The sequence below is a fragment of the Ruegeria sp. CG4 genome (genome assembly GCF_056537185.1).
The window spans coordinates 306,818-319,717 of record NZ_JBQFRB010000005.1 but is presented as its reverse complement, the minus strand read 5'-3'; the positions used below and the strand labels follow the sequence as shown (position 1 = coordinate 319,717).

Genomic DNA, 12,900 nt, shown 5'->3' with positions numbered 1-12,900 from the left:
CGGTCTCTCCCGAGCGTCTCAACCGTCTTTCCAGTCCGTCAGGCCGTCTCCCCGACCCGTCAGCACCGCCTCAGCAGCGCCGGTGAAGGGGGTTCTAAGCATAACACTTATCAGCCGCAAGCGAAAAAACACGTTCTGCGGAAATTTTTTGCGAAGATCGATTTTCTGAAATAATATCAATATCATAACATGCCATACTGCCCTAGAATCCATACCCTCATCACGGTTAGCAGGCGGAACCCTTTGTTGGAATCGTACGGGGACCAGCACCCGCACACAATATATAGAGGCTACGTGGATACGCTACACAAGAAGCCACGACTCGGATTGGGCGAGTCGCCGGGCTATCCGGGTCTGAATCGCCAAGTTTGGCGATACGATTCACACAACAAGGCACCTTGAGGATCGATTTCCCCCACCCGTTTGTCCGCAGTCGATAACCGGAGATACATCCAGCCAAACACTTGCGCCCGTACGTCAGATGCGGTCAGGTTCCCGGGCGACTGAAACTGTACCGGCTATGGCAAAACATGAATACCGTTGATCCTTTCCCAATGGTTCGGACCGTCGGTCTTGACGGTATCTTGGTGACCTACGCCGATACCATGACAGAACGGTCAAATCGTGCAGCGCTGGCGTTTCGGACAGAAGTTGAAAACCGGAACTGGGAAGGTGTGTGCGAAACATCGACCTCTCTTGCATCGGTCTACATCCGGTTCGATCCGTCACGCCTGCACTATCGTGAGTTGGAGGGTCGCGTCCAAGCGCTTCTGAAACAGCGCGACTGGTACAACGCTGCTTTGCCTTCGGGCCGCAAGCTGTGGCGAGTGCCAACGGTATTTGGCACGGAACTGGCACCCCAGCTGGAGGACGCCGCCAGGGCGGCCGGGCTGACAGCAAGTGAAGCGATTCATCGGCTTGGCTTGTCCCGGGTTCGTGTGCTGACAATTGGCTTTGCACCGGGGCAGCCATATCTCGGGCCATTGGGCCCGGAGTTCAATATTCCCAGACTGAAGGATTTGAACCCGATGGTGCCAGAAGGAGCTTTGGTTCTGGCAATCTCGCAGTTCGTGCTGTTCTCCGGCCCAACTCCGACCGGATGGCGGCATGTGGGGCAGACCGCATTTCGCTGTTTCCGGCCCGAGAGCGATCCGTGCTTTGCATTGAATCCTGGGGACGAAATGCAATTCGAACCCGTCTCGCGAGATGAGTTGGAACATATTCAGGCAACAAACAGTGACGGCACAGGTGGCGCGACCTGTCAGGAGATTGTCTGATGAGTCTGATCGTCCATCGCATTGGCCCGTCTTGCACGCTCCAGGATCAGGGACGCTCTGGCTATCTGGATCAAGGTCTTTCAAGGTCAGGAGCCGCCGATACTCTTGCATTGCACGAAGGCGCGGCCCTGTTGGGGCAAGGCCCGGAATGTGCAGCTTTGGAATTGGCGGGGACCGGAGGAGAGTTCGAAGCCACCCGGACCATTCGCATCGCTTTGACCGGTGCACCGATGCAGGCCAGCATTGATGGCAGCGCCGTCGCGTGGCACGCCTCGCACAGTTTGGAGACCGGGCAGCGATTGGTGATCGGGGCGGCGCTTCAAGGCAACTATGGCTACCTGCATCTGGGTGGTGGCGTTGATGCCGAGGTTTTTCTTGGGTCCCACTCGACCCACCTGACCGCCAGGATCGGGCAACCATTGCAGCCTGGCGATGTTTTGCTCGCTGGATCTGACAACGGCAATACTGGGATGAAACTGCGCCCCGATGATCGGTTTTCGGGTGGCGTACTGCGCGTTGTCAGAAGTTTTCAGACCCCTCTCTTTGACAATGCAACCCTTGATCGCTTTGCCGCCACCGAGTTCCGGCGGGGCGCGCGGGCGAATCGGATGGGCATGCAACTGGAGAGTGATGGCGACGGCTTTGCCGCCATAGGCCAGCTCAATATTCTGTCCGAGGTCATTACGCCCGGCGACATCCAGATGACCGGCACTGGAAACCCGTTCATTCTGCTGCCCGAGTGCCAGACCACCGGAGGTTACCCGCGTATCGCTACCGTTCTACCATGCGATTTGCCGCGCGCTGCGCAGACCCCGGCGGGTGGAAAGATTCGGTTTTCGTTTGTCACCATGGACGAGGCCCTGAACCTGCATGCCGCTTACCAATCTGAACTTGCGCGCCTGCCGGGCCGTGTCGAGGCACTTGTGCGCGATCCGCATGACATCGCCGACCTGTTGTCTTATCAATTGATCGGCGGAGTAGTCTCTGCCACCGACTAAGGAGATATGCCGATGCCCCGCGTCGATCTGAATGCCGATATGGGTGAAAGCTTTGGGCCCTGGAAAATGGGGGACGACGAGAACCTTCTAAAGATCATCACCTCGGCCAATATAGCCTGCGGCTTTCACGCGGGCGATCCGGATGTGATGGCGAAAGCAATGGCCACTGCCGCTGAAAATGACGTCGGCATTGGCGCTCATCCCGGCTTCCCGGACCTTCAGGGCTTCGGACGGCGCAACATGAAAGTGCCGCATGCCAGCCTGCGCAATCTGGTGCGGTATCAATTGGGCGCCGCCATTGGGGTGGCGAAAGCAGTGGGGACCCATGTACGCCACCTGAAGCTACACGGCGCGTTGGCCAACATGTGCTCGGTCGATCTAGACATGGCGCGGGCTTGCTATCAGGGTGCCTTGGACGTGGACCCGGACATCATCATAATGGTTCTGGCAGTAACCCGGCAGGAAGAAGCCGTGCGCGAACTGGGCTGCAACTGGGTGGGCGAGATCTTCGCCGATCGCGCTTACAACGATGATGGCACCCTGGTCGACCGCAGCCTGCCCGGTGCCGTCATTCACGACGCCGACATCGCCGGGCCCCGTATTCTGAACATGGTCCGGGAAGGTGCCATAATCACCGAAAGCGGGAAGCGGCTGGAAACTTCGATCGACACGATCTGTTTGCACGGCGACGGACCGACCGCTGTTCAGATCGCCCGCTCGGTACGTCAGAACCTGATTGACGGCGGGGTCGAGGTCACAAAATTCACCAGATAGACAGGTCTTCGCAACCATCTGCCCCCAATATCTTACTGTTGCCCGATTGCCGGTCAGCCCCTAGCATGTGCGCAAGTGCATGTTCTGAATACTGTAATAAAAACAACGTAATTCGCGATGGTTGGTCCGGCCAATCCTGTCGCAGCCTGTTTTCTCGCAAGGAGGCACACAAATGTCTTTCGACCTGATGTCGTATCAACCCCGAGGCGACAAGAAGAATTCCGAATTTTTCGCTGAGTATCTGCCAAAGATTTATGAGCGGCGGACCAGTTCCGGAATTGCTGATCAGGTCGGACCAATGCGGGCGATTGTCATTCAGGTCGAACCGAATGCGTTGTTCGACACGATGGTCGAACTTTACGTGATGACGCCGTATCGCCACTCGGCAAGCTATCTTGGGGCGACGCACAAATTCGCGGTAATGCACTCTCATCCCGAATATCCGTCGCTGATCATCATGGCCCCGCTGAGCGACACGTTCGAGGATTTCATACCCCGCATCAACCGCATGTACCCTCTGGCGCGCAAAACACCGCAAACCCGCTACGTGGGTGAGGTATTCGCCGCCTCGGACCTGAATGATCTGAGCAAAACGCTGGAAGATCAGAACATCCGATTTGAATATAGCGGTGATACCGAGAACCCGTTTTACACGCTGGATGGATTCCGCTTTACCACCCCGTCGGATTTCACCTGCAACCGGGTCGGCTATTCCTCACATGATTTCAATGATCCCGACAGCCTTGGCCTGGGCGACCGCGTCTTGCTGAGCGACGCCGAGAAGCGGCGGCTGCACGAAGCGGCGACCTTTGCGGAAGACACCAAGATCGGTCCCTTGATGCTGGGGTTCGATCATCTCGCCACCCGCGTTTTGGCCGGTGAGCGGGAAGATGCGATCCTCGAGTTCCTGACCATGGTTCCCTACTATTTCTGGGGGGCGTACAACATCTTTGACATGAACTCGTCTACGAACGTGAACCGGAACGCCAATGTCGATGACGACAAGAAATCGCCTGCCAAGGTGTTCACAGCCAACAACACACCTTCATTCGTGAACTCATTTGCCAAGCTGCCGATGCCGACCGAGGATTTTGTCCGCAATTTCGGACGCCGCCTGCATCACATGGCCGTCGAAATATTGGATGGCGATCACGGCGCGGGTGAAAAGAACGTCGATTTCGTGGTGAACACTCTCAAGGACAAGGGCGTACCGTTTCTGGCCCATGTGGTGGGCGAATGCAAAGACGACCCAAACCTTAAACAGATCTTCTCGAAACACTCGAAGAATACATTGCTGATCACCGAGTATATCGAACGCTGCCACAAGTATGACGGGTTCTTCACCAAGGACAACGTCGCCGCCCTGACAGCCGCCGCCGGTCAGGATGAACAATACGAACACGGCCACGTATTCGACTGAAAAAAAGGCTGCGAGGGGAACTCGCAGCCCAGACCCATCCAGGAGAGAATATGCCGGGCCTTATGATGGCCCGATCATGAAACAAGTGACATTGCGCGCCTGCAGGCGGCGGCAGGCCAGATCGGCCTGTTCGCGGGTCATGCCCTGAAAGGTGGCGTCAAACCCGCGCGAGCTTTGGTTCACCTTGCGCAAAGTGCCTTCCAGCGTGGTCATCTCCGACAGCGCCGTTTTCAACAGAATCTTCTCAGCTTCATACCGGGTTGTGTAGCGTCCCACGTTCACGCCCCAAAGGTGCCCACCTGACGTAGACAGGCGGGTAACGACCTCCTGCTCGGGCTCTGGCTCCTTTGCAGGTTCGGCCGACGCCAAAACCAGATTGTCCGGGCGAAGCGCCGGACGCGTGTCCGAATTTTCGACAGGAGGTGCGGTCGGCGCGATATCTGCCGCCGCAATCGCTGCCGCTATCCCGTCCTGAATACGCTCTCCGTTCTCGGCTGCTGTTTCGGCGACGGTTCCTGCCACCTGCACCGCACCACCAGCGGTTGGGCGAAGGACCGGTCGCAGGCTTTTTTCCGGCGCGCCTACAAGGCTGGCGACCTGCGTAGCGCTGCCCAGCCCGGCGTTTCCTGCATAGGCTGGACGTGCGGGTTTGCGAATTGGCGCGCGCGACGGAGCCCGGCGGAAACCCATGTCTAGCAGTTCGGCCACCTTGGCGTTGCGCGACGCGCCCGACTTGCCGCCAAAGACAGTTGCAATGATCCGTTCATCCTTGCGCTTGGCCGATGCAACGAGGTTGAAGCCCGCAGCCCGTGTGTATCCGGTTTTGATCCCGTCCGCGCCTTTGTACGCAGCCAGCAACCGGCGGTTGGTGTTGGGCACGGTCTTAATGCCCGCATGCGTCGACTGACGCGAAAACAGGTTATAGTACTGCGGATAATCATAAAGCAGATGGCGCCCCAGCGTTGTCATGTCGCGGGCTGTCGACAAATGACCCGACTCGGTCAAGCCATGCGCGTTCTTGAAGGTCGTGCGGCTCATCCCCATCGCCTTGGCCGTCCGCGTCATGCGGCGGGCAAAGGCTGCCTCGGACCCGCTGAGAGTAATCCCGATGGCCGTGGCCGCATCATTGGCCGATTTTACTGCGGCTGCGCGGATCAGATAGCGAAACGCGATGGTTTGTCCGGTCCGCAGGCCCAGTTTTGAAGGCGGCTCGGAAGCAGCCTTGCTGGTGATCCGAACCGGCGTATCCAGCGTGATTTCACCGTTACGCACAGCCTCGAACGCAATGTACAGCGTCATCATCTTGGTCAGAGAGGCCGGGTGAAGGCGCGTATCGGCATTGCGCGAATGAAGAACCTCGCCGGTGCGCGCATCAATCACCATCGCCGCGTAGGGCGCTGCGATGGCCTGCAATGGCACAAAAACAAGTAACCACAACAGTGCTGTAAGGAAAAAGCCCATTCGGGCTGGAACTGTCCGCCGAATCTGCACGATCTTTGCCTCTGTCTGCCTCGCACCGCCGGGTTTTCCCGGTCGGCTTCATTTATTTTGTTGGCACCAAGGCTAGCACAGGGCTGTCGCTAAATAAACCGAAAGCTGTGCAATTCGCCCATTCGTGACGCCTAACAAAACCCCAATATGTAGCGGCGCGACCAAATCCGCCCACTAGATGCACACCCCGGACTCGGGTTTGGTCACGGTAGATCAAGAATTTATGAAACTGAGACCTATTTGCAACATCAGGTCAGTCCCCTGACGAGATCGACCAGATCGCCCAGATCCGCAAGCTCGTGGAATCGCGGATTGTCGCTGGGGGTTTCTGCCTGCTCGACTTCCCAAACCAGCCCGTGCGGTACATGAACGCCCCATGCGCCGGCCTGAATAGGCGCAACGACATCCGACCGCATCGAGTTGCCGACCATCATGGAAGCCAGCGGACCATCGCCATGCTGTTCGAAAATCCCGCGATAAACCTCCGGTGTCTTTTCCGAGACAATTTCCACGTGATCAAACAGATCGCCCAATCCCGACTGTGCCAGTTTCCTTTCCTGATCGATCAGATCTCCCTTTGTGATCAGAACCACACGGTGGGTTTCACATACACCTTCGATGGCGGCCTGCGCATGCGGCAAAAGCTCGATCGGGTGGGCCAGCATCTCCTGCCCCGCATTGACAAGCTGCCGAATGACGGATGCGGGCACCCGATCCTCTGTCACTTCGATCGCAGTTTCGATCATGGACAGGGTAAAGCCCTTGATACCGTATCCGTAGTGCCGGATATTCCGCTTTTCGGCAGCCAACAGGCGATCCATCAAGTGATCGCGGTCCGCGTGATCGGCCAGCAGATCCGCGAAATGGGCTTGGGTGAGCTGAAAGAATCGCTCGTTGTGCCACAATGTGTCGTCTGCATCGAAGCCGATGGTGGTCAGTTTTTCATGCATTCCGATACGTCCGCTTGCTCTTTCCTCTGACGCCAACGACGTTATATAAGCGCTCAGATAAACCGAAGCCTGAATCGAATTGTTACACGCGATGCTGCATTACCAATGGATGATGTCTGACCAATCGGACGACGATGCGAACTCGTCGGTCCTTGTGCAGACACGCCCCAAGACCAAGCGTCCGCCATTATACAAGGTTCTGCTGCTGAACGACGACTACACGCCGATGGAATTTGTGGTGCATGTACTGGAGCGATTCTTCGGGATGACCCATGCGCAGGCGTTCGAGATCATGCTGACGGTCCATAAGAAGGGTGTTGCCGTCGTGGGTGTCTTCAGCCACGAGATCGCCGAAACCAAAGTGGGACAGGTAATGGATTTCGCCCGCAGGCACCAACACCCCCTGCAATGCACCATGGAAAGAGAAGAGTAAGCAAAAGCGGCCGGGCCTGATGCTCCGAGCCGGACCTCTTGCCGGTATCACACATGACGTCACGTATTGATCTTGCTCTGGAAAGCGGTCTGGTGCTGTCGCAGCCGCTGACCGTGATCGGCCCTTCGCCGGATTGCAATCTTTCCGCTCTGCCACGCGGAACTCAGGTGGTTCAGCCCTTCAAACCCTTCCACGACCATTTCGCGACGTTGGGTTTCGATGTCACGCCGGCATCTGAGGAACCGAGCGAGGACGCAATTGTCTTTTTGCCACGCGCCAAAGCGCTTGCCCGGTCCATGATTCATCAGGCGTGTTACCGTGCCAGCGGTAGGATCGTCGTCGACGGCAGCAAAACGAATGGCGTTGACAGCATTCTCAAAGACGTTCGCAAACGGGTGCCTGTCGAGGGACCGATTGCAAAGGCGCATGGCAAGATTTTCTGGTTCCAGTCCGACAAATCGACCTTTTCCGACTGGGCCGCGCCGGAAGTTCAGCACGCTGACGGCTATCTAACAGCCCCCGGTGTCTTTTCTGCTGACGGTATCGATCCGGCATCGGCATTGCTGGCGCAGGTACTGCCTGAAAATCCGGGGCCTCGGGTTGCCGATCTCGGCGCGGGCTGGGGATTTCTTTCGGCCAAACTGCTGGAACGAACCGAAGTTCGCACGCTGCATCTTGTCGAGGCCGAGCATACAGCGTTGACCTGCGCCCGCTCTAACGTGACTTCGCCAGTTGCGTGTTTTCATTGGGCTGATGCCGTGACGTGGACAGCGCCCGAGCCCTTGGACACGGTGATAATGAACCCACCGTTTCACACCGGAAGAAGCGCTGAACCTGCGCTGGGCCAGGACTTTATCAAAGCGGCAGCCCGCAACCTGACCCGCAATGGCGAACTGTGGATCGTCGCAAACCGGCATCTGCCCTATGAGGCCACGTTGTCAGACTGTTTCAGGCAAGTTGAAGAGGTCGCCGGTGACAACCGTTTCAAGGTTTTCCACGCCTCTCGCCCTCGCCGGTGATCCCGGTTAACCTGCGCCAAACCTCCGGAGGAAGCTCATGTCGTTTTCCATTTCAGGCAAAACCGCAATCGTAACAGGCGGTGCCAGCGGCGTCGGTCTGGCAATCGGCCGTCATTTTGCGGATGCGGGTGCAAACGTCATGTTCGCGGATATGGACGAAAAGCGATTGATCGAGGAGTTGGGGGAACAGGCAGATGACAGCAACATTCGGTATTTCGCAGGCGATCTGCGCGAGAAGCTGACCATTGCCAATTTGCTTTCCGCAACCATCGATGCCTTTGATCAGGTGGATATTCTGGTCAATGGATCAAGACAGGTCCGGCAGACGGACCCGCTGGATGCGGAAGACGACTCGGTCCGTGATTTGCTGAACCAGAACCTGATGCCTGCCTTGCGGCTCAGTCAGCTGGTTGCCAAACGCATGACGAAACAGGCCGAAGATCAGGATGATGGCCCTGCGGGTTCGATCATCAACTTGTCTTCCATAGCGGCGCGGCGCACACACCCCGATTTGCTGGCCTATTCTGTCTCGACCGCTGCACTGGATCAGATGACGCGTTCTCTGGCGGTTGCACTGGCGCCGAACCGTATCCGCGTCAATTCCATCGCATTGGGCTCGGTCATGAGCGCGTCACTGCAATCAACCCTGAAAGAAAACCGCGATTTTCGCAAAGACATTGAAAAACATACACCTTTGGCCCGGATTGCTGCTCCGAACGAACTGGCGGAAACCGCGCAGTTTCTGGCCTCTGATGCGGCCGGCTTCATTACTGGTCAGATCATGACAATCGACGGAGGCCGAACCCTGCTGGATCCGGTCGCCGCTCCAGCGCACTGAGACAAATGTTCGAAAACGAAAAATCCGCCGCTGCCGCATGGTTCCGCCAATTGCGTGATGAAATCGTTGATGCGTTCGAGTCTCTGGAGGATACACATGAGACCGGGCCGTTTTCGGACGCCGCAGCCGGACGTTTTGAAGTCAAACAAACCACGCGGCAATCAGAGGATGGATCGGACGCAGGTGGCGGGTTGATGTCGGTCCTGCGCGGTGGGCGCGTTTTTGAAAAAGTCGGTGTCAACGTCTCGACCGTGTACGGATCACTGGGCGAGCGTGCGCAGCAGGCCATGGCAGCCCGCAAGGGTATTCCGGGCATGACTGAAGATCCCAGGTTCTGGGCATCAGGCATCAGCCTTGTCGCGCACATGCAAAACCCACACGTACCGGCGGTGCACATGAACACGCGGATGTTCTGGACACCTCATGCCTGGTGGTTCGGGGGCGGTTCAGACCTGAATCCCTGCATTGAATATGACGAGGACACTGCGCATTTCCACGCCACCCAAAAAGCCCATCTGGACCCGCACGGGCCAGGACATTACCCGCGGCTGAAGGATTGGGCTGACGAGTATTTCTATATCCCCCACCGGAAAAGGGCACGCGGGGTTGGCGGCATCTTCATGGATGATTACTGCACCGGCGACTGGCAGGCTGATTTTGCCCTGACGCAGGACATCGGCCGCGCATTCCTGCCTGCGTTCCTGCCATTGGTGGAAAGGCGTCGGGTCCAGGGGTTTGATGACATCCACAAGAACGCTCAGCTTGTGCATCGCGGGCTTTATGCGGAATACAATCTGGTCTACGACCGGGGCACCAAATTCGGACTGGAAACCGGGCACGATCCGGACGCCGTTCTGATGAGCCTGCCGCCTATGGCCAAATGGGTCTGATCAATCTCGTTCAGAACCCGAAATCCATGAAATTGTCATAGCAATAGTCCTGTGCTGAGGCCGCCGTCATGTTCGCGCCTACCCGTTTGACGGTGACGGAATAGCCCGGGCTGGTATCGGCACCCTCGGGCGGAGTCAGCGAGAACTGTACAGTCCTTGCTTTGGGCACATAGGCGCCGGCAATATATATGCGTTGGTTGGATTTGGTTCTCAGCGTCCGGATTGCATAATCCCCTATGCCGCACCAGTACGCCACCGGGGCAGAAGTGCCGATCGCGGCAACCTCGTAGACACCGTTTGGCAGCGGCGTCACCGTGGTCCGAAACGCGGGCCGCACGGCAATGCCAAAACCGACCGCCTGTGCTATCCCCGGTATGACGATCAACATCGCCAGAGCCGCAGTCTTTGCAATCCGCATCTTGATCGCCTCCGTGTAACCCAAGTTATCCGATATAAAATAATAATTGTGCTGCGCGTCGAGTAAAGCCGTGGTCGCCTGCCCTTTTTCAGTGTTTTACCCCTGTGCATTTGGCAGACGGCTCGAATTTGCCGGGAAAACGAACGCCCTTTATTGACTCATGCTGCACCGGCACAATAGGAGAGGCCGGGTTGGTCGCATCGGGCGACCTGCGCATTTCCCTATGGAGTTCAAAGCAAATGTCTGACCTGCGTGAAACCGCGATGTCGTCCAAGGCCTGGCCCTTTGAAGAGGCGCGCCGGTTGCTCAAACGCTATCAGAAAGGCGCTCCGGATAAGGGGTATGTGCTGTTCGAAACCGGCTATGGCCCGTCCGGTCTGCCGCATATCGGAACCTTCGGCGAGGTCGCGCGGACCACGATGGTCAAGCGCGCATTCGAAGCGTTGTCGGATATTCCGACCAAGCTGATCTGCTTCTCGGACGATCTGGACGGAATGCGCAAGGTGCCGACCAATGTGCCGAACCCCGAGATTCTGGAGCAGCATCTGCAGCGCCCGCTGACCTCGGTGCCTGATCCGTTTGGTGAATATGACAGCTTCGGCGAGCATAACAATGCGATGCTGCGGCGGTTTCTGGACACGTTTGGTTTCGAGTACGAGTTCTACTCGGCCAAGGAATTTTATGAGTCCGGGCAGTTTGACGAAGTGCTCAAGCGTGCGGTCGAGCGTTATGACGAGATCATGGCGATCATGCTCAAAAGCCTCCGGGAAGAGCGCCAGCAGACCTATTCGATCTTCCTGCCCCTGCACCCCGAAAGCGGGCGGGTGATGTATGTGCCGATGAAAAAGGTCTGCGCCGAGACCTATACTGTGACCTTTGACGATGAGACTGGTAAGGAATGGACGGTTCCTGTCACCGGTGGCCACGTCAAACTGCAGTGGAAGCCGGATTTCGGCGCACGCTGGGCGGCGCTGGGTGTGGATTTCGAGATGTATGGCAAGGAACATGCCACCAACGAGAAAATCTACGACGCAATCTGCCGGGCCCTGGGTGGTCGCGCGCCCGAGCATTTTTCTTACGAGCTGTTTCTGGATGAGAACGGGCAGAAGATCTCAAAATCCTCCGGCAATGGCGTGTCGATTGATGAATGGCTGACCTACGCACCGACAGAGTCGCTGGCATATTTCATGTATCAGAAGCCCAAGACGGCGAAACGGATGCATTTCGACGTGATCCCAAAGGCCTATGATGAGTATCATCAACAGCTGCGCGCTTATCCGGGGCAGGATCTGAAGGCACAATTGAACAACCCCGTTTGGCATATCCATGGTGGAGATGTCCCTGAATCCACGCTGATGGTTCCGTTCGCGATGCTGCTGAATCTGGCATCGGTGTCTGGTGCCGAAGACAAAGAAGCGCTGTGGGGCTTTATCCGTCGCTACGCGCCGGAGGCCACGGCCGAGACGCATCCCGACTTGGATCAGGCGGCAGGCTTCGCGGTGCGCTACTTCAATGATTTCGTCAAGCCGACTCGCCAGCACCGCGCGCCGACCGAACAGGAGCGTGAAGCACTGGGGGCGCTGAAAGCCGCGCTTGAAGTGTATGACGGGCCTATCGAGGATGAGGCGCTACAATCTGTGGTTTATTCCATCGGACGCGAACGGTTCGACCCGATGCGCGACTGGTTTACAGCACTCTACGAGGTGCTGCTGGGTGCGTCGCAAGGTCCACGCTTTGGCGGGTTCATTGCGCTCTATGGCGTGCCTGAAACCATCGCGCTGATCGAAAAAGCGCTGGCCGGAGAACTGGCCTGATTTGACCTGATCCCGCATGGGGCTACCCTTCCGTCAGGAGGTGACCCCATGCGTCGTTCATTACTTGCCTTATCGTTATCTGTCGCAGTGGCTACGGGCGTTTTTGCCCAAAGCTCCGAAATCGAGGCAAATATAGCGGCACAGATTCAGGCGTTCAAAGTCGATGATTTTGATACCGCCTTTACTTTCGCCAGCCCGAATATCCAGCGTCTGTTCCGAAACCCCGAAAATTTCGGGGCAATGGTTCGCAATGGATATCCGATGGTCTGGCGCCCGTCGGACCTGCGGTTTCTGGAACTGCGCGAAATTGCCGGGGCGTTGTGGCAGAAAGTTCTGATCGTGGATGGTCGCGGCCAAACCCATATCCTGGACTATCAGATGGTTCAGCAGGAAGACGGCTGGAAAATCAACGCGGTTCAGTTGCTGGGGAAAGCAGACCCCGCAGCCTGACGCAACACGACCGTCACGGTGACATGAGACCCGGTTAATCCCCATTCGATATCCAGACTTACGCGCCCGGAATTCACCCGGGCAATGGTCTGGTGCGCGCCGCAATCTGATCGGCAGCGCTTGGGAAA

Annotated in this window: 13 protein-coding genes; 10 read left to right on the top strand and 3 right to left on the bottom strand. The window is 57.4% G+C overall.

What is annotated here, in order from left to right; translation table 11 throughout:
• Positions 1–530 precede the first annotated feature (530 nt).
• The 4 genes from ACR0J2_RS15535 (at position 531) to ACR0J2_RS15520 (ending at position 4,469) form a co-directional block, all read left to right on the top strand.
• Complete coding sequence (locus ACR0J2_RS15535; protein WP_480813126.1) at positions 531–1,277, top strand: 5-oxoprolinase subunit B family protein; 747 nt, start codon at positions 531–533, stop codon at positions 1,275–1,277.
• A complete protein-coding gene (locus tag ACR0J2_RS15530; RefSeq protein WP_480813125.1) occupies positions 1,277–2,275 on the top strand; it encodes a 5-oxoprolinase subunit C family protein in 999 nt (332 codons plus the stop codon). Before ACR0J2_RS15535 ends, ACR0J2_RS15530 begins: the two co-directional genes overlap by 1 nt.
• 12 nt (positions 2,276–2,287) lie before the next feature.
• Positions 2,288–3,049 (top strand): LamB/YcsF family protein, encoded by a 762-nt coding sequence (locus ACR0J2_RS15525; RefSeq protein ID WP_480813124.1) that lies wholly within the window; start codon positions 2,288–2,290, stop codon positions 3,047–3,049.
• Between the two features lie 172 nt (positions 3,050–3,221).
• Positions 3,222–4,469, top strand: a complete 1,248-nt coding sequence (locus tag ACR0J2_RS15520) for a hypothetical protein (protein WP_480813123.1) — start codon at positions 3,222–3,224, stop codon at positions 4,467–4,469.
• 60 nt (positions 4,470–4,529) lie between these two features.
• Here ACR0J2_RS15520 and ACR0J2_RS15515 read toward each other — a convergent pair whose 3' ends face one another.
• Positions 4,530–5,930: a D-alanyl-D-alanine carboxypeptidase family protein gene (locus ACR0J2_RS15515; protein ID WP_480491324.1), complete on the bottom strand. Its 1,401-nt coding sequence runs from the start codon at positions 5,928–5,930 to the stop codon at positions 4,530–4,532.
• A 278-nt stretch (positions 5,931–6,208) separates the two neighbouring features.
• A complete protein-coding gene (locus ACR0J2_RS15510; RefSeq protein ID WP_170614438.1) occupies positions 6,209–6,910 on the bottom strand; it encodes an HAD family hydrolase in 702 nt (233 codons plus the stop codon).
• Between the two features lie 91 nt (positions 6,911–7,001).
• Between ACR0J2_RS15510 and clpS the strand changes: the two genes are divergently transcribed.
• From clpS to hemF, 4 genes are read left to right on the top strand one after another with little or no spacing between them, the layout of a single operon-like run.
• Entirely contained in the window at positions 7,002–7,343 is a 342-nt protein-coding gene (gene clpS, locus ACR0J2_RS15505) for an ATP-dependent Clp protease adapter ClpS (protein ID WP_170614437.1), read from the top strand.
• A 53-nt stretch (positions 7,344–7,396) separates the two neighbouring features.
• Positions 7,397–8,362 carry a class I SAM-dependent methyltransferase gene (locus ACR0J2_RS15500; protein ID WP_480813122.1) on the top strand — a complete coding sequence of 322 codons (966 nt, stop codon included), beginning with the start codon at positions 7,397–7,399 and terminating at the stop codon, positions 8,360–8,362.
• A gap of 37 nt (positions 8,363–8,399) precedes the next feature.
• Positions 8,400–9,200 carry an SDR family NAD(P)-dependent oxidoreductase gene (locus tag ACR0J2_RS15495; RefSeq protein WP_170614435.1) on the top strand — a complete coding sequence of 267 codons (801 nt, stop codon included), beginning with the start codon at positions 8,400–8,402 and terminating at the stop codon, positions 9,198–9,200.
• Between the two features lie 5 nt (positions 9,201–9,205).
• On the top strand, positions 9,206–10,090 hold the full coding sequence (gene hemF / locus ACR0J2_RS15490) for an oxygen-dependent coproporphyrinogen oxidase (protein WP_480813121.1): 885 nt from the start codon (positions 9,206–9,208) through the stop codon (positions 10,088–10,090).
• Positions 10,091–10,100: 10 nt separating this feature from the next.
• Here the strand turns inward: hemF and ACR0J2_RS15485 are convergent, their stop codons facing one another.
• Complete coding sequence (locus tag ACR0J2_RS15485; protein WP_170679731.1) at positions 10,101–10,508, bottom strand: hypothetical protein; 408 nt, start codon at positions 10,506–10,508, stop codon at positions 10,101–10,103.
• Positions 10,509–10,747: 239 nt separating this feature from the next.
• Here ACR0J2_RS15485 and ACR0J2_RS15480 point away from each other — a divergent pair, with 239 nt between their 5' ends.
• Together ACR0J2_RS15480 and ACR0J2_RS15475 are read left to right on the top strand one after the other, a co-directional pair.
• Positions 10,748–12,322, top strand: coding sequence for a lysine--tRNA ligase (locus ACR0J2_RS15480; RefSeq protein WP_480813120.1), 1,575 nt, complete (start codon positions 10,748–10,750; stop codon positions 12,320–12,322).
• Between the two features lie 48 nt (positions 12,323–12,370).
• On the top strand, positions 12,371–12,772 hold the full coding sequence (locus tag ACR0J2_RS15475; RefSeq protein WP_480813119.1) for a DUF4864 domain-containing protein: 402 nt from the start codon (positions 12,371–12,373) through the stop codon (positions 12,770–12,772).
• Positions 12,773–12,900 lie beyond the last annotated feature (128 nt).